The organism is Planobacterium oryzisoli, from assembly GCF_015354315.1.
GTDB lineage: Bacteria > Bacteroidota > Bacteroidia > Flavobacteriales > Weeksellaceae > Planobacterium_A > Planobacterium_A oryzisoli.
Map to the genome: position 1 here is coordinate 1 of NZ_JADKYY010000002.1, position 21,204 is coordinate 21,204.

19 protein-coding genes and 1 rRNA gene are annotated in these 21,204 nt (G+C 40.7%); 13 read left to right on the forward strand and 7 right to left on the reverse strand.

What is annotated here, in order from left to right; all coding sequences use genetic code 11:
* Window positions 1-9 precede the first annotated feature (9 nt).
* A 5S ribosomal RNA gene (gene rrf, locus IC612_RS01585) occupies window positions 10-117 on the forward strand.
* 166 nt (window positions 118-283) lie between these two features.
* Here the strand turns inward: rrf and IC612_RS01590 are convergent.
* On the reverse strand, window positions 284-1,912 hold the full coding sequence (locus IC612_RS01590; RefSeq protein WP_194738424.1) for an acyl-CoA carboxylase subunit beta: 1,629 nt from the start codon (window positions 1,910-1,912) through the stop codon (window positions 284-286).
* A 133-nt stretch (window positions 1,913-2,045) separates the two neighbouring features.
* Between IC612_RS01590 and IC612_RS01595 the strand changes: the two genes are divergently transcribed.
* Together IC612_RS01595 and IC612_RS01600 are read left to right on the forward strand one after the other, a co-directional pair.
* Window positions 2,046-2,927: a DMT family transporter gene (locus IC612_RS01595; protein ID WP_194738425.1), complete on the forward strand. Its 882-nt coding sequence runs from the start codon at window positions 2,046-2,048 to the stop codon at window positions 2,925-2,927.
* 61 nt (window positions 2,928-2,988) lie between these two features.
* Window positions 2,989-3,825: a hypothetical protein gene (locus IC612_RS01600; RefSeq protein ID WP_194738426.1), complete on the forward strand. Its 837-nt coding sequence runs from the start codon at window positions 2,989-2,991 to the stop codon at window positions 3,823-3,825.
* 1 nt (window position 3,826) lies between these two features.
* Here the strand turns inward: IC612_RS01600 and uvrC are convergent, their stop codons facing one another.
* Window positions 3,827-5,626: an excinuclease ABC subunit UvrC gene (gene uvrC, locus IC612_RS01605; RefSeq protein ID WP_194738427.1), complete on the reverse strand. Its 1,800-nt coding sequence runs from the start codon at window positions 5,624-5,626 to the stop codon at window positions 3,827-3,829.
* 132 nt (window positions 5,627-5,758) lie between these two features.
* Here uvrC and IC612_RS01610 point away from each other — a divergent pair, with 132 nt between their 5' ends.
* Both IC612_RS01610 and hutH read left to right on the forward strand, forming a co-directional pair.
* Complete coding sequence (locus tag IC612_RS01610; protein WP_194738428.1) at window positions 5,759-6,292, forward strand: YceI family protein; 534 nt, start codon at window positions 5,759-5,761, stop codon at window positions 6,290-6,292.
* 115 nt (window positions 6,293-6,407) lie between these two features.
* Window positions 6,408-7,898 carry a histidine ammonia-lyase gene (gene hutH, locus IC612_RS01615; protein ID WP_194738429.1) on the forward strand — a complete coding sequence of 497 codons (1,491 nt, stop codon included), beginning with the start codon at window positions 6,408-6,410 and terminating at the stop codon, window positions 7,896-7,898.
* A 3-nt stretch (window positions 7,899-7,901) separates the two neighbouring features.
* Here the strand turns inward: hutH and ygiD are convergent, their stop codons facing one another.
* Window positions 7,902-8,726 (reverse strand): 4,5-DOPA-extradiol-dioxygenase, encoded by an 825-nt coding sequence (gene ygiD / locus IC612_RS01620; protein WP_194738430.1) that lies wholly within the window; start codon window positions 8,724-8,726, stop codon window positions 7,902-7,904.
* A gap of 71 nt (window positions 8,727-8,797) precedes the next feature.
* Window positions 8,798-9,307 (reverse strand): YceI family protein, encoded by a 510-nt coding sequence (locus IC612_RS01625; protein ID WP_194738431.1) that lies wholly within the window; start codon window positions 9,305-9,307, stop codon window positions 8,798-8,800.
* A gap of 177 nt (window positions 9,308-9,484) precedes the next feature.
* Here IC612_RS01625 and IC612_RS01630 point away from each other — a divergent pair, with 177 nt between their 5' ends.
* From IC612_RS01630 to sucC, 3 genes are all read left to right on the forward strand, one after another.
* On the forward strand, window positions 9,485-10,819 hold the full coding sequence (locus IC612_RS01630) for a hydroxymethylglutaryl-CoA reductase, degradative (protein ID WP_194738432.1): 1,335 nt from the start codon (window positions 9,485-9,487) through the stop codon (window positions 10,817-10,819).
* Between the two features lie 178 nt (window positions 10,820-10,997).
* On the forward strand, window positions 10,998-11,378 hold the full coding sequence (locus tag IC612_RS01635) for a DUF423 domain-containing protein (RefSeq protein ID WP_194738433.1): 381 nt from the start codon (window positions 10,998-11,000) through the stop codon (window positions 11,376-11,378).
* Window positions 11,379-11,482: 104 nt separating this feature from the next.
* Entirely contained in the window at window positions 11,483-12,676 is a 1,194-nt protein-coding gene (sucC, locus tag IC612_RS01640) for an ADP-forming succinate--CoA ligase subunit beta (RefSeq protein WP_194738434.1), read from the forward strand.
* Between the two features lie 65 nt (window positions 12,677-12,741).
* Here the strand turns inward: sucC and IC612_RS01645 are convergent, their stop codons facing one another.
* From IC612_RS01645 to abc-f, 3 genes are read right to left on the reverse strand one after another with little or no spacing between them, the layout of a single operon-like run.
* Window positions 12,742-13,578: a mechanosensitive ion channel family protein gene (locus IC612_RS01645; RefSeq protein WP_194738435.1), complete on the reverse strand. Its 837-nt coding sequence runs from the start codon at window positions 13,576-13,578 to the stop codon at window positions 12,742-12,744.
* 10 nt (window positions 13,579-13,588) lie between these two features.
* A complete protein-coding gene (locus tag IC612_RS01650) occupies window positions 13,589-14,962 on the reverse strand; it encodes an APC family permease (protein WP_194738436.1) in 1,374 nt (457 codons plus the stop codon).
* Between the two features lie 5 nt (window positions 14,963-14,967).
* Window positions 14,968-16,854, reverse strand: coding sequence for a ribosomal protection-like ABC-F family protein (gene abc-f / locus IC612_RS01655; protein ID WP_194738437.1), 1,887 nt, complete (start codon window positions 16,852-16,854; stop codon window positions 14,968-14,970).
* A gap of 120 nt (window positions 16,855-16,974) precedes the next feature.
* On the opposite strand from abc-f, the gene IC612_RS01660 reads away from it, so the two are divergent.
* The 5 genes from IC612_RS01660 (at window position 16,975) to deoC (ending at window position 21,181) form a co-directional block, all read left to right on the forward strand.
* Window positions 16,975-18,237: an NAD(P)/FAD-dependent oxidoreductase gene (locus IC612_RS01660; RefSeq protein ID WP_194738438.1), complete on the forward strand. Its 1,263-nt coding sequence runs from the start codon at window positions 16,975-16,977 to the stop codon at window positions 18,235-18,237.
* Window positions 18,234-18,911 carry a tRNA (guanosine(37)-N1)-methyltransferase TrmD gene (trmD, locus tag IC612_RS01665; protein ID WP_194738439.1) on the forward strand — a complete coding sequence of 226 codons (678 nt, stop codon included), beginning with the start codon at window positions 18,234-18,236 and terminating at the stop codon, window positions 18,909-18,911. Before IC612_RS01660 ends, trmD begins: the two co-directional genes overlap by 4 nt.
* A gap of 78 nt (window positions 18,912-18,989) precedes the next feature.
* A complete protein-coding gene (locus IC612_RS01670) occupies window positions 18,990-19,964 on the forward strand; it encodes an endonuclease/exonuclease/phosphatase family protein (protein ID WP_194738440.1) in 975 nt (324 codons plus the stop codon).
* The gene (locus IC612_RS01675; protein WP_194738441.1) at window positions 19,965-20,435 is read left to right on the forward strand and encodes an Lrp/AsnC ligand binding domain-containing protein; all 471 of its coding nucleotides are present in this window, start codon (window positions 19,965-19,967) and stop codon (window positions 20,433-20,435) included.
* Complete coding sequence (gene deoC / locus IC612_RS01680) at window positions 20,435-21,181, forward strand: deoxyribose-phosphate aldolase (RefSeq protein ID WP_194738442.1); 747 nt, start codon at window positions 20,435-20,437, stop codon at window positions 21,179-21,181. Before IC612_RS01675 ends, deoC begins: the two co-directional genes overlap by 1 nt.
* Window positions 21,182-21,204: the final 23 nt, after the last annotated feature.

The following is a 21,204-nucleotide window of genomic DNA, read 5'->3' on the forward strand; positions in this document are numbered from 1 at the left end:
TATAATATTTAGGGTGGTTTTAGCAGAGGGGCTCACCTGTTCCCATTCCGAACACAGAAGTTAAGCCCTCTAGCGCCGATGGTACTGCTAACGCGGGAGAGTAGGTCGCCGCCAGTTTTTTTTTCAAATCCTCAATCACATACGTGGTTGGGGATTTTTTTTTAACCCTACCTACACCCGATAAACCTCCCACTCCCATACACACCCAATACTCTCTAGTAACAAAATATGCCGCCCCTATAGGACGGCCCAATGTGAAAGTGTTTTTATGTGCACTTACATTTTATACCTGCAGCACTCCAAGATTGAATTTTTCTGTAATGGGCGCGTGGTTTGCCGCCTCGATACCCATGGAGATCCATTTTCTGGTATCTTCGGGACTAATAATAGCATCAGTCCATAACCGCGCCGCAGCATAGGTTGCTTCGGTTTGTTTCTTGTACTTAGAGGATATATCGTTCATGATCTTCTCATGGGCCTCGGGCGTAATTTCCTCGCCTCTTTTTCGTAGAGTTGATTCTTGAATTTGTGTAAGTACTTGAGCCGCTTGTGAACCACCCATAACAGCAAGTTCTGCCCACGGCCATGCTACAATTAATCGTGGATCATATGCTTTGCCACACATGGCATAGTTACCTGCACCAAATGAGTTTCCGGTTACTACTGTAAATTTAGGTACCACAGAATTTGCCACTGCATTAACCATCTTAGCACCGTCCTTGATAATTCCTCCATGTTCACTTTTGGAACCTACCATAAATCCGGTAACGTCCTGTAAGAATAGTAAAGGAATCTTTCGCTGATTGCAGTTTGCTATAAACCTAGTTGCTTTGTCTGCGGAGTCTGAATAAATCACTCCCCCGAATTGCACCTCGCCTTTTCCGTTTTTCACAATTTGACGTTGGTTCGCTACAATTCCAACAGCCCAACCATCAATCCTAGCTGTAGCACAGACAATGGATTTACCATAGTCTGCTTTATATTCTTCATAGGTTGACTTATCTACCAAACATTCAATAATGTCAAACGTATTATAGGTTTCGTTTCTTTGCGTGGGAATAATGCCAAAAATCTCTGAGGGACTCCTTCTTGGGTTATCAGGCTCAATTCGGTCAAATCCAGCATCTTGACTTTTACCTAAGGTACTCATGATGTTTTTTATTCGATTAAGAGCGTCTTGGTCGTCTTTTGCTTTATAATCTGTGACTCCAGAGATTTCACAATGCGTGCGTGCGCCACCCAGTGTTTCGTTATCTATTGATTCTCCTATGGCTGCCTTCACTAGATAGCTTCCCGCAAGAAAGATTGATCCTGTATTTTCTACGATCATTGCCTCATCGCTCATAATTGGAAGGTATGCTCCTCCAGCAACACAACTGCCCATCACAGCCGAAATTTGTACAATTCCCATTGCACTCATTTTTGCATTATTACGGAAAATTCGTCCAAAGTGCTCTTTGTCGGGAAATATCTCATCTTGCATTGGTAGGTATACACCTGCCGAATCTACTAGATAAATTATTGGCAGATGGTTTTCCATAGCTATTTCCTGGGCTCTGAGATTTTTTTTGCCGGTTATTGGAAACCATGCGCCTGCTTTTACAGATGCATCATTTGCTACAATAATGCATTGTCGTTTTGCTACATACCCAATCACTACTACGACGCCTCCACTTGGACAACCACCATGCTCTTCATACATCTCATGGCCGGCAAAAGCTCCGATTTCGATCCACTGTGAATTTTTATCTATTAAATATTCAATACGCTCACGGGCAGTCATTTTTCCCTCAGAACGTAATTTTGCTAGACGTTTCTCGCCACCGCCTTTTTTTATTTCATTGTAGAGTCGATTGACTTCTGACAGTTTGAGTTTATTTAAATCTTCTCTCTTATTAAATTCTAGATCCATGTGTATATTTATCGTCTAAATATAGCACTTTTTGCCTTATTTTGTAAGTCCTTATCTCTGGCAAGCTATGCCGCTTTCGCTCGTAATTAAGAAGGAAAGATGTGAATAAGGTAAACAGCAATACGACTCAATAATGAAAAATTCTGCACTCTTCCGTTTACATACTATTGTTTTTTTATGGGGATTCACAGCTATTCTTGGTAAATTAATTTCGGTAAATGCACAGATTCTGGTGTTTTACCGTATGTTTTTTGCCGCGGTACTTCTTTTTTTATTTCTTCGGGTAGTTAAGAAGCGAAGTATTGGTATTTCCAAGAAGTTGTTGTTACAGTTAACAGTCATAGGTACGTTTATGGCGTTCCACTGGCTTTTCTTTTTTCATTCTATCAAAGTTTCTAATGTCTCCATTGCTCTGAGCTGCCTCTCCTTGTCTACACTTTTTGCAGCTATTTTGGAACCACTTATTTTTAAAAGGAAAGTGGACGTCTCGGAAGTTGTAATGGGGATAGTTATTGTCTTATGTATGTATTTGATATTTAAGACCGAATTTCGCTTTAAAGAAGGCATATTCTACGGTATATTAACTGCATTTTTTGGAACTGTATTTTCTGTATTTAATGGTAAATTGTATGGGAAAACCTCGTCTGGAAATATTATTTTCTATGAAATTTTTGCAGGCTGGGCAGTGCTGACAGCGTACTATTTAGTAAGTGGACAACTTTTGCAGATAGGAGATATCGGACTTAAGGATATACTGCTTGTAGTTGTTTTGGCCAGTGTTTTTACAGCGTACCCTATGTTTGAATCCATCAATCTGATGAAGTATATAACACCCTTTACGCTCGTCCTGACGGTCAATCTTGAGCCAGTGTACGGAATAATTTTGGCCTATCTAATTTTTGGTGAATCCGAGCATATGAGCCCTTTATTTTATGCCGCATCTCTTATAATGATTCTGGCCATTGTTGTTAACGGGATACTTAAAAGCAGAAAAAGACTAAAGGAAGCGGTTTAGTTTTAAGAGTTCGTAGCTGAGATAAATAATAATTTTTAACTTAGCTACTAAACATAATCTTATGAAACTTCTAAATTTTATTCTCTTTTTTTGCGCATCCTTATTCTACGCACAGTCCGTGAGTGATTTTAAATATGTAGTGGTTCCAAAGAAATTTGCTGATTTTAAAACTAATAACGCATACAATCTGAACCGAATATTAGAGAGTAAGTTAACGGATCGAAACTACATTGTAGTGAGTGATGAAAAGGAAAGTTGGCCTGAGGAATTACTCAACGACCCTTGTCAGGCACTTAATGCAGACCTTAAGGACACCAGTACTTTGTTTAAGAATAAAATAAAGTTAGTGCTTACGGATTGTTCAGGAGCCTCCATACTAGTATCTGATGCGGTAGGAGATTATAAAGAATTTGATAAGGGTTTTCAAGACGCTTTGTTAAAAGGTGTGGTGCAGGTGCAGCCTTCACAGGGAATTCTGCGTAAGGCAGTTGTACAAAAGACTATACCACAACAGGTAGATAAAGAGGTTGCTACAGTAAGTTCTAAAATCAATCCAAATAGAATTTCTAATACCGACACAGATCCTGGGAAGTCAGTGATGCCGTTAGAGAATTCCCCTCAGGTTAATAAAATGCCGAGTACCTTACACTACACATATCAGGGAAGGACTTTCAACCGAGTGAACTTAGCAGGCGATTATTTTATCTTAACAACTCCGGACAGTTCCCAGCCTTATGCGACCTTTAAGGAATCATCTAAAGAAGGAGTTTTCCATGTGCAACTTGTAGGAAATAGTGTAGCTTTAGGTGTACAACAAGAGAATGGAATCTTAGTGGAGTCGTGGGATGCAGCCGCAAGTAAGATTACCACGATGTTTTTCCTTAAAAGTAACAACTAGTTTAAGTACTTTCGGGATGAAAGAATTGGTAGATTAATTTTGCCTTGTGACTACCTACCACGGCGCCCAGACTGTCTTGTGAAGACTCTGTAATACGCTTGACCGATTTAAAATGTTCTAGTAATTGTTGCTTGGTTTTCTCTCCAATTCCTGTAATGTTATCCAATTCGCTTGCTATCGTACTATTGGTGCGACGCGTCCGATGATGCTTTACCCCAAAGCGGTGGGCCTCATCCCGTACACGTTGAAGAATTCTTAAAGTTTCAGATTTTTTATCTAGATAAAGCGGAATAGGATCTTCAGGAAAATAGATTTCTTCCAGTCTTTTGGCAATCCCTATAACAGTTATTTTGCCATACAGACCCAAAGTTTTCAGACTTTTTACTGCAGCCGATAACTGTCCCTTACCGCCATCTATTACTATGAGTTGCGGTAGGGGTTCATTTTCCTGTTGGAGCCTTCGGTATCGACGGTAGATAACTTCCTCCATAGTTGCATAATCATTAGCTCCTATAACTGTTTTTGGGTGAAAAATCCGATAGTCACTCTTGGAAGGTTTTGCCTCCTTAAAAACAACACAGGCAGAAACCGGATTGGTTCCTTGTATATTGGAGTTATCAAAACCCTCTATATGTCGGGGTTCCTCAGGCATACGTAGTGCGGTTTTCATTTCCGACATAATGCGTTTGACATGACGCTCCGGATCTATGATTTGAATTTGCTTGAGTTTTTCAATGCGGTACTCCCTAGCATTTTTTTCAGAGAGTTCTACGATACGCTTTTTATCGCCCACCTTAGGTACCAGGATTTTAACGCCAGGAATCTCAAAGTCCATTGAAAAGGGAACTAAAATTTCTTTGGAGAAAGAAACAAAGCGGTTCCGTATCTCAATCATCGCCTCTTCCATGATTTCTTGGTCCGACTCCTCTAACATCTTTTTTATTTCCGTAGTATAGCTTTGTATGATGTTACCATTCTGGATCTTAAAATAATTTACATATGCAGCAGATTCATCACTCACTATTGCAAATACATCTACATCATCGATATTGGGACTTACCACAGTATGTTTAGACTGATAGTCTTCCAGAAGCATTAAACGCTCTTTCACCGCCTGCGCCTTTTCAAACTCGAGATTCTGAGCGTAATCCGCCATTTCCAACTCTAGGTGTGTTTTTGCTCTTTTAAAATCACCCTTTACTATTGCACGGATAGCATCGATTTTCTGATTGTACTGCTGTTGACTTTCCAGCATCTCACAAGGACCATAACAATTTTTAATATGGTACTCCAAACAGACCCTGTAACGGGATGATTCTATTTTTTCCGGAGCTAGATTAAGATTACAGGTTCTTAGCTTGTAAATACTGCGAATAGTGTCCAAAAGTATTTTTGCCGGCTTAACCTTCGCATAAGGTCCGTAGTACTCAGAACCATCTTTTATTCTTTGTCGGGTTAAAAAAACACGAGGGAAACTTTCATTTTTAATACAAATCCAGGGAAAGGTTTTATCATCCTTCATCATGATATTGTAGAAAGGCTGATGTTCCTTAATAAGGTTGTTTTCTAAAAGCAGTGCATCGTATTCCGAAGGGACAATGGTAGTTTCAATTCGATGAATTTTTCCCACCATAATCCGCGTCCTGTATCCGGATTGGTTTTTGTTAAAGTAGGATAAAACCCGCTTCTTGAGATTTTTAGCCTTACCAACATAAAGAAGTTTTCCGTTCTCATCGTAGTAACGGTATACTCCGGGGTTGGTGGGTAAAGTACGTAATTGTAATTCAAGATCTGGCTTCACAAAACAAAAATACTAATTTGCGTGCTAATTGCAGTTTCTGGTGCAGAATTTGTCGGCTGGTAAAGTGATTTTTATCATACTGAGTTCGTTTAACATGGAGTTGTATCTTCTATCCAATAATAAATTGTTCTTATGAAAAATTATATGTTTAAACTAGCACTTGTCTTTGTAGTAATGTGCACAGGACTAACCAATCTTTCTGCTCAAAGCGTAACAGGAAAATCCGTTAAAATTACAGTCGAGGGAACATCTCCGATGCACAACTGGACGATGAGCTCCTCGAGTGGCACCTTTGGAGCAGAAGTGAATGGAAATGTGATCAATAAAGTGAAATTCACCACTCCTGCCCAAAGCTTGAAAAGTACCAAAGGTAAAATGATGGATGGAAAAGCCCACGAGGCACTCAAAGCAAAAACAGCTCCAACGATTTCCTTTACAGCAGCCTCTATGAAATTGGGTAAAAGTATTATTACCGGCACCATGCAAATTGCGGGTAAAAGTAAAAATATTGTAGTTCCAGTCACTGTTTCAAATGCTAATGGAATATATACTATTGTAGGATCTGCTAACCTAAAGATGAGTGACTTTGGAATGCAGACCCCCGGATTCATGGGAGTGCGGACAGGAGATGCAGTCACGGTGAAAGTCCACATAACAGCAAATTAATGTTCGATTCAAATAGTAATCACCTAAGCCCTGCCTAGGTGATTTTTTTATTCCGCAATTCAAGATAGTGGTTTTCTGAGATAATGAATTAGTTGTAAATTGGCAAAAAAAATAAATGATTTACGGTGCGCACCAGTTTACTTTACCGGATATTTTAAAAGTTTTAAAAGATCCATCCCAAGCCAGTCTTGATTCCGATGCAAAAAGACGCATTCAAGCCTCAGCCCAAAATGTTCGCTCCATTGTGGACTCCGATCGGACAGTCTATGGTATCAATACTGGATTTGGACCTTTGTGTGATGTAAAGATATCGGAGCAGCAGACTGCACAACTTCAACATAATCTAATCATATCGCATGCAGTAGGAGTTGGGGACCCCATAGACAAGTGCACTTCAAAACTAATGATGATTGCCAAGATTCATGCTCTTTCTAAGGGGTTCTCCGGGGTCAGCTTAGAAGTAGTGGAGCGCATGCAGTTAATGTTGAATTTGGATATTATACCGGTTATTCCAAGCCAAGGTTCTGTAGGAGCATCGGGCGATCTGGCTCCTTTAGCACATATGGTATTGCCATTAATTGGCTTGGGAAAGGTTTGGCAGAACGGGAACGTGGTTGCTTCTCAACAGGTTCTCAGTGCACATAACCTTGAACCTCTTAAACTGGGACCAAAAGAAGGTTTAGGTCTTATAAACGGCACGCAGTTCATCCTTTCCAATGCATTGATTGGACTTGAAAAAATGGGCTATTTGCTAGATGTCGCTGACCTTGCTGCAGCAATGTCCTTGGAGGCTTATCAGGGATCTGCGAGCCCGTATAGAGAGGAACTACATCAAATTCGTCCCTTTGCAGGGAGTATTGAAGTAGCGGCAAGAATGCGCCGGTTGTTGCAGGGTTCACAGAACCTCACATCGCACCAAGATTGCTCGCGCGTACAAGATCCGTATTCGATGCGTTGCGTTCCTCAGGTGCATGGGGCAAGCAGGAATGCATTTTATCACTTAAGAGATCTTGTAGAGACTGAACTTAATTCCGTTACCGATAATCCTATCGTTCTAAGTGACCAAGAAGCCATATCTGGAGGGAACTTTCATGGTCAACTGCTGGCTATCGCGATCGATTACGCCAAGATTGCGGCGGCAGAGCTAGGTAATATATCGGACCGAAGAAGCTATTTACTTCTCGAAGGAAAATTTGGGTTGCCTCGGCTGCTCACAGAGAGTTCGGGCTTAGATTCGGGTTTTATGATTCCGCAATATACTTCTGCAGCCCTAGTAACAGAAAATAAGGCACTTTGCTATCCTGCTAGTGCGGACAGTATTCCTACAAGTCTGGGTCAGGAAGACCATGTATCTATGGGGAGTATTTCTTCGCGAACTTTTAACACAGTTCTGGACAATCTGGTGTCTATCCTAGCAGTGGAACTTATGTTTGCAGCGCAAGGTATTGAGTTTCGCAGACCGATGAAATGCTCCGATCTAGTAGAAAGAAATTTTGAAATTATAAGAAGAAAGGTGCCAAAGCTTGAACAAGACCGGTTGATAGGAGAAGATATGCAGGCCATTGCCAAACTCATTACCTCTCGCTCTTTAGAAGTCGCATTCTAGCGATTACGATAAAAGCACTGAGGTCATGCTTAAAGAGCCTCCCACTAAGGCGTCATTAAATAAATGAGCATGGTCCGTGGTGCTTCTTAAACCAAGTGTATAGATTAAGGGAAGAAAATGTTCGGGAGTTGGAACAGCACTGCGAATAGCTTCCCCTTGCTGTTGGTACTCTAAAAGTGGATTCACATTGCCTTCCACTATCCACTTGTTGGTGAGTGCTTGCGCTTCTTGTGCCCATTCCCATCCTGCCCCCACAGTATTGATGTTGTTCCAATCCAATTTGCGAAGGTTGTGTACAATGTTGCCACTGCCCACAAATAGTACTCCTTTTTTTCTCAAAGAACTTAGTTGGCGAGCCAGCTCGAAGTGTTGTTCCGTTGCTTTAGTATAATCTATACTTAGCTGTATTACAGGAACGTTTGCCAGGGGGTAAAGATGTGTAAGCATGCTCCATGCGCCATGATCCAGTCCCCATTGTTCGTCAAGATGAGCCTCTCCACTGAGCATATGGACAATATGGTTAGCCAAATGAGGTTCACCTGGAGCCGGATATTGAACTTTAAATAGCTCCTCTGGGAATCCATAGAAATCGTGATTTGTTGTTGGAGAACTGGCAGCGGTAACTTGAGTGCCCTGAGTATACCAATGTGCAGATATGCACACAATTGCTCGCGGTACTGGGAGAGAATTTGAAAGTGCCTGAATAGATCTAACAAAAACATTGTCGTCGATTGCATTCATTGGTGATCCATGCCCCAAGAACAGTACCGGCATCGCAGCAGTGTTTGGTAGTGCGTCCGTAAAATTTTTTAATTCGTGCAGAGTCATTAGCAGTATTTTAAATAAAAAGGTCCACCCCTTACAAGGTGAACCACAAAAAAACTATAACTATGAAAATATTATGCTTTAATAAACTGAAGCTCCCCTGCGATTTTCACATCGTCACTTAACATTACACCACCAGCTTCCAATGCAGCATTCCAGTTTAAGCCGAAATCACTTCTCTTCAGTTTGCCTTCAAAGGAAAACCCTGCTTTTGTGTTTCCCCATGGGTCTACATTGACTCCTCCAAATTCTACATCAAGTGTGATAGGACGTGTAACTCCATTTATCGTGATGTCTCCGGTTACTTCCTCGTTAAGAGAGTTTGCAACGAACACAATCTCTGGATTTTTCTCAGTGTTAAAGAAATCAGAGTTTTTAAGGTGGTTGTCGCGGTCCGCGTTCTTTGTATTGATGGAATCACTCTTAATTACTGCTTTTGCCTGAACGTTCTGGAAATTCTCATCTTCACTGATTAGGTCTACATGAAAATCAGTAAATTCACCTTTTACGTTCGAAATCATCATGTGACGTACTTTGAAGGTGATTTCACTGTGTGCATTGTCTAAAGTCCATTTTGTTGCCATAATTGAATATTTTGTTATTTATATCTGCAAAGATAGATTCTTGATATCCCAACGGCATTGACCTATGTTAAGAAAGAGGGTTCCTGTGACTTGCTTCACCAATCAGTGGAAATCTTCAAACAGGTCTAAATCAGGCTGTACAATATTTGGTATATTTGGTTTTTAAAATAGCAATAAATGGAGCGAAACCCAATTGAAGGATTTTCTAAACTTACAAAAGAAGAAAAGATTCATAAGATAATTAGCGATTATTTGGATGGTGATGAAACCTACCGTACTATACTGCAGCAATATTGGAATCAGCAACCCGAACTGCAGAAGCTTCACGATGAGTTTTCAGAGAATACTATATCGAATTTTTACATGCCGTACGGAATCGCCCCTAATTTCCTTATCGATGGGAAACTTTTGGCTTTGCCCATGGCGGTAGAGGAGAGCTCTGTGGTGGCCGCAGCGTCTAAATCTGCTAAGTTTTGGCTGACCCGTGGAGGATTTACTACTACCATAATTAATACCAAGAAACTAGGTCATACACATTTCATTATGAACGTGGAGACCCATAAGCTCCTACACTTCTTTAATTTCCAGCTTAAGGAACGCCTTATGGAATCTACCAATTCCATTACCGAAAATATGCGTGCCCGAGGCGGTGGAATACTGAACATCCGTCTAATTGATAAAACGCAGGAACTTCCCAACTACTATCAACTGAAAGCCAGTTTCAACACAGTTGATTCGATGGGGGCAAATTTCATAAACTCTTGTCTGGAGCAGTTTGGTCAAACGCTAAGGGAAGAAGTCGCAAAAAGTGATCATTTTAGTGATCAAGAAAAGGAGTCGTTGCAAATAGTAATGAATATACTGTCCAATTTCACTCCCGATTGTATTGTTCGTGCCGAAGTCCGCTGTCCTATAGAAGATTTAAATGATGAGAGTGGAATCTCCAATTCGGAATTCGCATGGAAATTTAAACAAGCTGTCACAATTGCAGAAATTGAACCCTTCAGAGCTACCACGCATAATAAAGGAATAATGAACGGAGTGGATGCAGTTGTAATAGCTACCGGTAATGATTTTAGGGCCACCGAGGCGTGCGCTCATGCCTACGCTGCAAAAGATGGAAAGTACAGTTCACTATCTCATTGCAGTATTGAGGGAGGCGTCTTCCGGTTCTGGATTGATTTGCCTATATCGGTTGGAGTAGTTGGAGGGCTTACCAACCTGCATCCTTTAGTTAAGTTCTCCTTGGCGCTATTAGGAAAACCTACTGCTCAGGAGTTAATGAGTATACTCGCCGTATCCGGTCTCGCACAGAATTTTGCAGCCCTTCGCTCTTTAATAACTACTGGAATTCAGAAAGGGCATATGAAAATGCATTTATTGAATATCCTCAACCAGCTGGGAGCGACCGAAGCCCAGAAACAGTATTTTGTGAATTATTTTAAAGATAAAACAGTAACCCATCACGAGGTAATTACACAGTTTAATCAACTAAAAGAACAGCAAATATGATCTTGGTATTACAGTATATTCTGCCTTTAGTTTTTATTGGGGTTGGGGTTTGGATCCGGCGCAGCAAAGACGAGGCTTTAATTAAATCTAAGTCGCTAGGAACCGTACTTATTGTGCTAGGTGTCCTTACTTTAATTAGCCGCGTACTTCTAGATAACTTTATAAATTAATTCTTACGATGAAATTATTTACTTTATTATCAGGCGCAACTTTTGGCTTGATCTCCATCATTTTAGGGGCATTTGGTGCCCATGCATTTAAAAAAATACTACCTGCGGAAGGATTGAGTAGTTTTGAGACTGGAGTGCGCTACCAAATGTACGGTGCCCTTTTTCTGCTTTTGGTGGGGTATATGTTTAAATTTGATTCTGCCTCTGAAAAATGGATGTCGGCAATGATGGTCACAGGAATTGTACTCTTTTCATTCTCCATATACTTTCTTGCATTTCAGCAGCAATTAGGAGTAAATCTGCGTTTTCTAGGACCTATAACGCCATTGGGCGGCCTTCTTATGATTCTCTCATGGTGCACCCTTATTTATTTGATAATAAAGCGCTAGAAACTAAAGGGTCAAATGAATAAAAAACTGGTATTTGGGCACTAATGCTCTCCATTTTTTTGTAAATTTGTGCATCTTAAAAGAAATAATCTAACAAAATAATTATGAATCTTCACGAGTATCAGTCCAAAGAGATTTTAGCCAAGTACGGAGTAGCTATCCAACGCGGTTTCGTTGCCAATAATGTGGACGAAGCTGTTGCCGCAGCCGATAAATTAAAAGAAATGACCGGAAATGAAGGTTGGGTGGTGAAAGCCCAAGTACATGCAGGTGGTCGTGGTAAAGGAGGTGGTGTGAAGTTTTCTCCAAGCGTGGAAAAACTTAAGGAAAATGCCCAGAATATTATCGGTATGCAACTGGTAACTCCACAAACATCTGCAGAAGGAAAGAAGGTACATTCAGTTCTTGTTGCTGAAGATGTGTACTATCCTGGAGAAACAGAAACCAAAGAGTTTTATGTATCGATACTTCTTGACAGAGCCCAAGGAAAGAATACAGTGGTCTATTCTACTGAGGGAGGGATGGACATCGAGCATGTGGCAGAAGTAACTCCTCATCTGATTCATAAAGAGATTATCGATCCTGCCTTAGGCTTACAGGGCTTCCAAGCACGCAAAATCGCTTTTAACCTTGGATTGGAAGGGAATGCTTTCAAAGAATTCGTGAAATTTATTTCTAACCTGTATAATGCCTACGTAGGTATAGATGCATCCTTGTTCGAGATCAACCCGGTTCTAAAGACCTCCGACAATAAAATCATTGCAGTGGATGCGAAAGTAACTCTAGATGATAATTCCCTCTTTAGACATAAAGATTTGGCGGAATTAAGAGACAAGAGAGAAGAGGATCCAATGGATGTAGAAGCCGGTGAAGCTGGATTAAACTTTGTTAAGCTAGACGGCGATGTCGCTTGTATGGTTAACGGGGCAGGTCTTGCTATGGCTACCATGGATATCATTAAGCTTTCCGGCGGTAATCCCGCGAACTTCCTGGACGTTGGAGGGACTGCAGACGCGGCGCGTGTGAAAACGGCTTTTGATATTATTCTTAAAGATCCAAATGTAAAAGCGATCCTAATTAATATCTTTGGAGGTATTGTGCGATGTGACCGTGTAGCGCAAGGTGTAGTGGATGCCTATAAATCCGTAGGGGAATTCCCTGTGCCGCTTATCGTTCGTCTGCAGGGGACCAATGCGGAGGAAGCAAAGAAATTAATTGATGAAGCTGGTCTTCCTATTCACTCTGCAATTACGTTGGAAGAGGCTGCAAATAAAGTGAAGGAAGTCTTAGGAAATTAACTATCTATAAGATTTATAAAAACGAAAAAGGCCCCTGAGTTACTAAGCACAGGGGCTTCTTTCGTTTAGATAGTAGTATGGGGAATAAAGGTTTTGATTCCTTCTTTCTCCAATCTTTGTTTTAATCGAAGCAATGTTTCACTTTTTGCTTTAACGATATTTTCTCCTGCTTTGGGGGTGTAGCGCACTTGCAGGTTATACACACCGTATTTTTGCGTAAGAAATAATACTTCACTGCCGGCGGAGTCATCTACGTAGGAAATTTTCTCAATTTCGTTCTTCAGGACTGCTTTTGCAAGCTCTAAGTCTTCTGTATTGGGTATGTCTAAATCAATAAATATTTTCCTGTGCGAAGAGGCAGTGAAATTGGTAAACGGTGCGCTAAAAATAAGCTGGTTAGGAATGTACACTTTCTTGCCATCATCGGTTATTACTTTGGTAGTTAGAAATCCAATTTCATCGACGGTTCCCGAGATGCCATTGATTGTGACATAGTCACCTTCTTTAAACGCTTTGTCCACGCTGACCAGCATACCCGAAAACATAGAAGATACAATATCCTTTAATGCTACCCCGGCGATTATACCTGCTACTCCTAAACTACCTAGAAATTTTAGAAAAAATCCATTCAGTCCCATAATCTCCAGAGCAATAAAGGTAGCGATGAGCATTATCAGGAATCGGAAGAACCCTATTAAATTTACTAATGTTTCGTAATTACGGTTTTTAGGGAAAAATCTCTGAAAAACTCGTACGGAGATTCGACTTAAATAGGAGCTTGCTAAAAAGAAAAGTACAAAAACAGCCAATCCTACAATTAGGTTAGGTGTAAATTGCGCAAATTTTACGTACCAATTATTTAGTACATTGATAACAAGGTCGAAATAATTTTTTTCTTGCATAAAAAGGAATTTAGTTCCGTTTGATCATTGCCAGACCTACCACAACATATACTAATGAACAAAGGATGTAAAAGATCCCATTGGCACTAAATAACGTGCCGGTAAGCACTATGGCCACGCCAAAAATTGCAACAAAAACAGTGCCTTTTGTTTTAAATCTATTGCCAGTAATAATTCTCCTTTTTATCAGAGAAAGTAGTCCGATAAACAATCCGCCATTGACCATATATATAAAAGCTATAGGAATTGCGGAGATATCAAAATTTCTTTCGGTAAAAAAAGGAACCGTACTTGTGATATAGTAGAGAGCAAAATAGATAAGAATGATTACAAATGCAAACACCGCACTTCTTACTGGCATTTGGATAAGTTGATTTATACTACCAAGGGAGGCGAATTTCCGCGCGTGAGGTAAATTATAAAACTGGTACGGCACTCTTATAGAGGCAAGCAATAAACCATTAGAGGTCCCAAGTACGGAGATAATTATAAAAAGTTGAATGAGCACTTTACCCCCTGTTCCTGCTATCAGGGAGGCGTACTCTCCAATATAATTGTCTTTGAGTGTAATTATTTGTGATGCACTTAATTTACTTGTGATTCCTACATAATATAGCACGTACACAATAAGTACAGTTGTGGTACCTAGGATTAGTGCTTTTGGTAAATTCCTACTGGAATTTTTGACCTCGCCGGAAATTTGAGTAGCGATATACCATCCGTCGAACGCAAATGCGATAGGTATAAAGCTTGCAGCAATAGCAGTCCACAAGGGGCTGGTGTTGGCCGCTTTGACCGTGCCTTCAGTGAATGTTTGCCCTACCGCGGTGCCTTGAATGAGAGTTATAACTCCAATAGCTGCCACCAATATAAGAGGAAGTAATTTAAGAACTGTAGTTATCTGTTGGAAGATACCGCTGTGCCGCGGGCGAAAGATATTCAGTAGTAAGAAAAGGAATGCATTGCACACTCCGATTAATACATAATGCGCAAATGTGGGCGTGAAATCGATGATTTCCGCTAGTAAATGCGAAATGTAAATACCCGAAACGGTAAATAAAACTGCAGTTAGTAGTGGATAGAATAGAGAGAGGTAAATCCACCCTACCAAAGCAGCTGCGGACTCACCGAACCGGTAACGTACGTATGCTAAAATTCCTCCTTCGGTTGGCATAAGCTGAGCGTAAGAGGACATGGCCATTGAAGCAAAAACAACACTGATTCCCACAATCAAAAACCCAAAAAGTCCTGCAAGGACATTTCCACTTGTGGAGAGAAGTATATCATCCACTTTAAAAAAAATTCCTGATCCTATGACCTGGCCAATCACCATGGAAATAGCTGTGAAGAGTCCGTATTTGGGCTCTAGTACCTGTTTGTTCATGAGTGTTAATTTTGTAAATCCTGAAGGTCAAGCCAGCGCAGCTCTAATTCTTCAAGTCTATTGGTGGTACTTTTTAGGGATTCTGAAAGCGTACTTATTATTTTGTAGTCGGTCTCGGAATTTAGCTTCTGCATAATCGCTTCCCTCTCAGCTTCAAGAATCGGAATCATCTCTTCAATTTCTTTCAGTTCGCGTGCTTCCTTGAATGTGAGTTTTCTCTTGACAGAAGGCTCCATAGGGGGAGTGATCGCAACTTCTATAGGCATATCATCCTCAGTATTTTTTTTCTGCTCACTATCTTTGCTTTTTTTCCACTCTCTGTATTGGGAAAAATTACCTGGATAATCTTTAATACTTCCGTTACCCTCAAATGCGAGCACGTGGCTTACGATACGGTCCATGAAATAGCGGTCGTGAGAGACCACTATTAAGCAACCCTGAAATTGAAACAAAAAATTTTCCAGTACCGTTAGGGTCGGCAGGTCCAGATCGTTAGTCGGTTCATCAAATATCAAGAAATTGGGATTCGAATACAAAACTTGCATTAGATGAAGTCGGCGCTTTTCGCCACCCGAAAGTTTTCCAATAGGCGAATACTGCGTTTGATCCTCAAAAAGGAACAGTTTTAGAAATTGACTTGCCGAAATTGTTCGGCCCCCTGCCAGAGGGAAATTCTCAGATATTTCGCGGATGTGGTCAATAACTCGCATCTGAGGATCAAACTCAAGGCCTTTTTGTGAGAAATAGCCAAATGTAATGGTCTCGCCCACTTCAATATGTCCACGATCCATCGTTTCAAGACCTTGAATAATATTTAACAAAGTGGACTTTCCAGCTCCATTAGGGCCCACAATTCCAATTTTCTCTCCCCGTTGGAACGTGTAGCTAAAGTCCTTTAAGATTATGAGGTTACCGTAGGTTTTAGTAATGTTTTTTAGTTCCAATATTTTCTTTCCGAGCCTTTTCATCTCGAAATTTAGGTCCAGATTTTGAGTGGAAGTGTCGGTAGTGGCAATCTGCTCTGTTTTGTAGAAGGCCTCAATTCTTGACTTGGATTTGGTAGTTCGCGCCTTAGGCTGACGCCTCATCCATTCCAGTTCTTTTCTGTAAAGATTTTGAGCTTTATCTATTGTTGCCGACATGTTTTCCTCCCGAATCATCTTGTTTTCTAGGTAACGTGCATAACTACCCTCATGCACAAACAAAGAGCCATTATCAATTTCCCATATGGTGTCACACACCGAGTCCAGGAAGTAGCGGTCGTGGGTGACAAGAAGTAAAGTTATTTTTTGTTTTGCCAGGTAGGCTTCAAGCCATTCAACCATTTCAACATCTAAGTGATTAGTAGGTTCATCCATAATCAGCAGTACATGACGGTGTTCTGCACGTGTCTCGGTAAGAAGTTTTGCAAGGGCAACACGTTTTATCTGACCGCCAGAGAGTGAACCCATTTGCGCGTGGAGGTTGGTTATAGATAATTGGGACAAGATAATTTTCATCTCATTTTCCAGATCCCAAGCCTGATGGCGCTCCATTTCAAGTAACGCTTCTTGCATCTTTGATGAATCACCAGAGTCTATAACGTCGTGGTAATTGCGCAGTGCTTTGATAGGACCGCTCTCCAAAGACATCATGTATTCATGCACTGATAAATCAGAATGAAATTGAATTTCTTGATCGAAAAGTACCACCTGCACTTCCTTGTTAACTACTATGCTTCCTTGATCTAGAGTTTCAGTGCCTAATATCATCTTTAACAGAGTGGATTTACCGGCCCCATTTTTTGCAACGACTGCAATTTTATCTCCTTCATTGATGCTGAAGCTAATAGCGCTAAACAAAGTTCTGATACCGTAAGATTTTGCTATGTTCTCTGCTAGTATGTAATTCATAGTACGTTTGATAAAGTGGCAAAAGTACAAAAAACCATTTCCTGATTGGTGGTTGTTCTCTTAGAACGCGGTCTGGAATGGAAATTGAACCTTCCGATATAATTTCTGTAATTTTGTACCATGGAAACCAGGGAGAAAATAATTATTGTCGGCGGAGGATTTGCAGGTTTGCAAATTGCTAAAACACTCAATAATAAAAAGAAGAAAATAATCATAATCGACAAGGTGAACCACCATATGTTCCAGCCATTATTTTACCAAGTGGCTTGCGGTCGGATTGAACCCTCTAATATCTCTTTCCCATTTCGAAAAATTTTCCAACGTTCTCGCAATACTCAGTTTCGAATGACGGAAGTTTTGCAGGTCTATCCTGAGCAAAACCGAATTCTAACTGAGGACGGAGAGTTCCATTACGATAAACTCATAATTGCCACCGGGTGCAGGACCAACTTTTTCGGTAATGAAAAGATGGAATCTTTGACCTTCGGCATGAAAAACACGCAGGAGGCTATTGCCATACGTAACCATGTGCTTTTGACTTTCGAGAAATTAATAATTGAGAAAAGGCGGAGCGATGATGGTAATTGGAATATTGTAATTGTGGGGAGCGGTGCCACAGGGGTGGAACTCGCGGGAGCCTTTGCAGAGATGAAAAAGGAAGTTCTTCCGCGCGATTATCCCCATATGAACTTCGACAATCTAAAAGTAATCCTGATAAGCGCAACAAGCACGCCTCTTAGTGTCATGAGTGAAGAGTCACAACGCAAGAGCCACCAATATTTAAAAGAGCTCGGAGTAGTGTTTCTAAGCGATGAAAAAGTCGTTGATTACGATGGCGACAGGGTCTATATGGAGAGTGGGAAAACTATTGCTAGCAATAATGTGATTTGGGCCGCAGGAGTTACCGGAAATATTATACCGGGCCTAAATGCTGAAGTATTGTTTCGTAACAGATACCGTACCGATAAGTACAATAGGATTATGGGCTACGAGAACATATTTGCTATCGGTGATGTGGCATATATGAGTACGGCAAACTATCCTGAAGGACATCCCCAAGTTGCAAACGTGGCCATTAACCAAGGTAAAAATCTTGGTCGCAACATTCTCAAAGCGAAGATGCAGGAATGGGAGCCGTTCGAGTATGTAGATAGAGGTAGTATGGCTACAATCGGGAAACACCGTGCAGTAGTGGATTTGCCAAAATTTAAGTTTCAGGGTGCCTTTGCGTGGTATTTCTGGATGTTTCTGCACTTAATGCTCATTCTCTCTGTACGCAACAAGCTCGCTGTATTTTTCAATTGGATGTGGAGCTATTTTAATAAAGACAGCTCATTGCGACTCATTATTCTTCCCACCAAAAAAAATAACACCCTTCAATGAGAATAGATATAATAAGTGTTCTTCCAGAGTTAATGACAGGATTTTTCTCGGCCAGTATTATCAAGCGTGCAGTGGATAAGAATGCGGTAGAAGTCCATTTGCATAATTTGCGAGACTGGAGTTTCAATAAGCATAGACAAGTAGACGATGAGCCTTACGGAGGAGGTGCCGGTATGGTAATGATGGTGGAACCTTTGGACCGCTGTATCACGGATTTGAAAGCTAAAGTACAGTATGACGAGGTTATCTACCTAACTCCAGAAGGAGTGCCACTCAAGCAAAAAATAGTTAACACGTTATCATTACGGCAAAATTTATTGTTAATTTGTGGGCATTACAAGGGTATAGATCAACGCATTAGAGATATGCACGTGACTATGGAAATTTCCGTGGGAGATTACGTTCTTACCGGCGGAGAACTGGCAGCCTGCGTCCTTGCGGACGCAGTCATTAGACTGCTACCCGGAGTACTTAATGACGAACAAAGTGCACTTACCGACAGTTTTCAAGACGATTTACTGGCTCCACCCATATACACTCGGCCTTCCGATTATAAAGGATTTAAAGTGCCTGAAATCTTGCTCAGTGGTAATGATTCCAAGATTGATGAATGGAGGTATGAGAAAGCATTGGAGATAACTAAAAACAAAAGGCCTGATTTGCTGCAGGAATAGATTTGAGTGTTTTACGAAGCGTACAGCAGATATTCTTATTATCTTCTAATGAGAAATTAATTTATTAATTTTACACTCATGCTTTCAAATTCGTACTCTAGAAGTGCAGCATTTCAGACGGTGGTTTTTTATAATGTCGAAAACCTTTTTTTGCCCGATTCATCGGAAAAAAGAACTAAGTCTCATTCACACTCCGGTTTGAATAGGTGGAATAGAGCTCGCTACGAGAACAAATTATATAAACTGGCCAATGTTTTCCATCTGATAGAACAAAAGCATGAAGCTTTACCAGTCCTTATTGGTTTTAGTGAAGTCCAAGGAAAATTGCCAGTACAAGACCTGCTTGCACATTCTGTTTTTAAAGGAGAATACGATGTGGTTCATTTTGAGAGCTTGGACGAAAGAGGAATGGATGTGGCTTTAGCTTTTCATACAAAAACTATTGAAGTAATAGAGTCTCAACCGTTAGTCTATTTTTTTGGCGATAACTTCGAGGGGAACGGGCGTGCAGATACTACACGGGATGTTTTATGGGTTAAGATTAAGTGGCATTTTGAAACGGTGCATGTATTTGTAGTACATTTACCTTCTAAAAGGGAGAATGATATCAATAAGGCTAAGCGTGCACATATTCTTAATGAGCTCAAAGAAAGAATCCACCAGTTAAGTGGAAGTGACGAACGGGTTTTAGTTATGGGTGATTTTAATGAAAATCCACTCGATGACCTTATGACAGACTTTTTGCAAATGGGAGATGAGTCGATTTTGTTTAATCCATTTGGAGACGTTTTTAGAGCACAGAACTACTCTGTTTTTCATTACCGTCAAGGTCTGCTCTTTGATCAGATTCTTCTTTCACAGCATTTTCTCCAGCAGGATAAGGGTTCATTACATCTTTTGCAGGCAGAAGTTTTCCGGCACCAGGAAATTGAAAATTGGGACAAGAGATTTAAAGGTCGGCCGTTTAGAACCTATGCCGGCACCAGATATTTAGGAGGGTACAGCGACCATTACCCAGTATTAGTTAAATTAGGAATTAAAGATATACCATAAATGAAAACCAGTTCTTCCCCCGACTATCAGCTTGATGCAATAGACAGACAGATAATCCATCTGCTTATGGATAATGCCAAGACTTCCCTGGCACATATCTCTAAACAAATTGGAATTTCTACCACTGCTGTACACCAGCGTATCAAAAAGCTAGAACAAGCGGATGTAATAGAAAACTCTATATCCTTTCTTAATCCAAGGAGAATTGGCTATAAAGTAGTTTCATACATAGGAGTATACTTGGAGAAACCAAGCCATTATCAAGAAGCTGTAAAATCGCTGAATGAAATCAATGAGGTGGTAGAGGCTCATTACACGACCGGTAATTATACTATATTCTTAAAGGTCCTATGCCGGGATAACGACCACCTTATGGAGATTCTCGGTAAGATACAGAAGCTGGTCGGAGTGACGCGCACCGAAACATTTATCTCATTGGAGCAAAGCATAAACAGACAATTAAAAGTTTAATGATGAATTTAGCAGTCTATTTAGATTCAACCTATTTAAAAACCCCAGAGCAATCGGGTTTATCACAACAGCAAACTATAGATAAGGTAGTTGCACTGTGCCATGAAGCGCAAGCCAATGGCATTTTTGCAGTAATGATTCGCCCTGAGTTCGTTTCTCTAGCAAAAGACGAATTACGTAGAGACTCATCTAACGTTAAAGTAGGAACGGTAATTGGTTTCCACGAGGGAACCTATACAACGGACCTTAAAATGGAGGAGGCTACAAAGGCGCTTGATGCAGGTGCGGACGAGCTTGATTTTGTGCTTAATTACACTGCCTTTATTGAAGGGAATACCGAATTGGTTAAGAAGGAATTTCTGGAAGGAACAGGGTTGACTTTTGAAAAGGGTAAAGTTGTAAAATGGATTATAGAGACGGCAGCACTAACTAATGAACAGATTTCGGAGATTTCCACACTTCTTTACCAATGGGCCAAAGAGAATTTTCCATTAGAATACCACAAAAGTATTTTTGTAAAAACCTCGACGGGGTTTTACCCTGCAGGCGAGGGAAAGCCTAATGGCGCTACAATTGAACATGTGGATATCATTAAGAAGCATTGTGGAACGCTTTCGGTAAAAGCAGCCGGTGGCGTTCGTAACGCTCAGGAGGCAAAAGAAATGATTGCACATGGAGTAGGTAGGATTGGAACCTCCTCTGCAGTAGCCATTCTACAGGACGGTAAAGGAAGTGAAGCCTATTAGAAAGCGTCGAAAATTAATAGAAC

Coding starts and splice junctions, on each gene's coding strand:
- IC612_RS01625 (WP_194738431.1), bottom strand. CDS start 9,307: ATGGCAACAAAATGGACTTTAGACAATGCACACAGTGAAATCACCTTC.
- IC612_RS01675 (WP_194738441.1), top strand. CDS start 19,965: ATGAAAACCAGTTCTTCCCCCGACTATCAGCTTGATGCAATAGACAGA.
- IC612_RS01645 (WP_194738435.1), bottom strand. CDS start 13,578: ATGCAAGAAAAAAATTATTTCGACCTTGTTATCAATGTACTAAATAAT.
- sucC (WP_194738434.1), top strand. CDS start 11,483: ATGAATCTTCACGAGTATCAGTCCAAAGAGATTTTAGCCAAGTACGGA.
- IC612_RS01650 (WP_194738436.1), bottom strand. CDS start 14,962: ATGAACAAACAGGTACTAGAGCCCAAATACGGACTCTTCACAGCTATT.
- trmD (WP_194738439.1), top strand. CDS start 18,234: ATGAGAATAGATATAATAAGTGTTCTTCCAGAGTTAATGACAGGATTT.
- IC612_RS01670 (WP_194738440.1), top strand. CDS start 18,990: ATGCTTTCAAATTCGTACTCTAGAAGTGCAGCATTTCAGACGGTGGTT.
- deoC (WP_194738442.1), top strand. CDS start 20,435: ATGATGAATTTAGCAGTCTATTTAGATTCAACCTATTTAAAAACCCCA.
- abc-f (WP_194738437.1), bottom strand. CDS start 16,854: ATGAATTACATACTAGCAGAGAACATAGCAAAATCTTACGGTATCAGA.
- IC612_RS01590 (WP_194738424.1), bottom strand. CDS start 1,912: ATGGATCTAGAATTTAATAAGAGAGAAGATTTAAATAAACTCAAACTG.
- IC612_RS01660 (WP_194738438.1), top strand. CDS start 16,975: ATGGAAACCAGGGAGAAAATAATTATTGTCGGCGGAGGATTTGCAGGT.
- IC612_RS01630 (WP_194738432.1), top strand. CDS start 9,485: ATGGAGCGAAACCCAATTGAAGGATTTTCTAAACTTACAAAAGAAGAA.
- IC612_RS01610 (WP_194738428.1), top strand. CDS start 5,759: ATGAAAAATTATATGTTTAAACTAGCACTTGTCTTTGTAGTAATGTGC.
- IC612_RS01635 (WP_194738433.1), top strand. CDS start 10,998: ATGAAATTATTTACTTTATTATCAGGCGCAACTTTTGGCTTGATCTCC.
- hutH (WP_194738429.1), top strand. CDS start 6,408: ATGATTTACGGTGCGCACCAGTTTACTTTACCGGATATTTTAAAAGTT.
- IC612_RS01595 (WP_194738425.1), top strand. CDS start 2,046: ATGAAAAATTCTGCACTCTTCCGTTTACATACTATTGTTTTTTTATGG.
- ygiD (WP_194738430.1), bottom strand. CDS start 8,726: ATGACTCTGCACGAATTAAAAAATTTTACGGACGCACTACCAAACACT.
- IC612_RS01600 (WP_194738426.1), top strand. CDS start 2,989: ATGAAACTTCTAAATTTTATTCTCTTTTTTTGCGCATCCTTATTCTAC.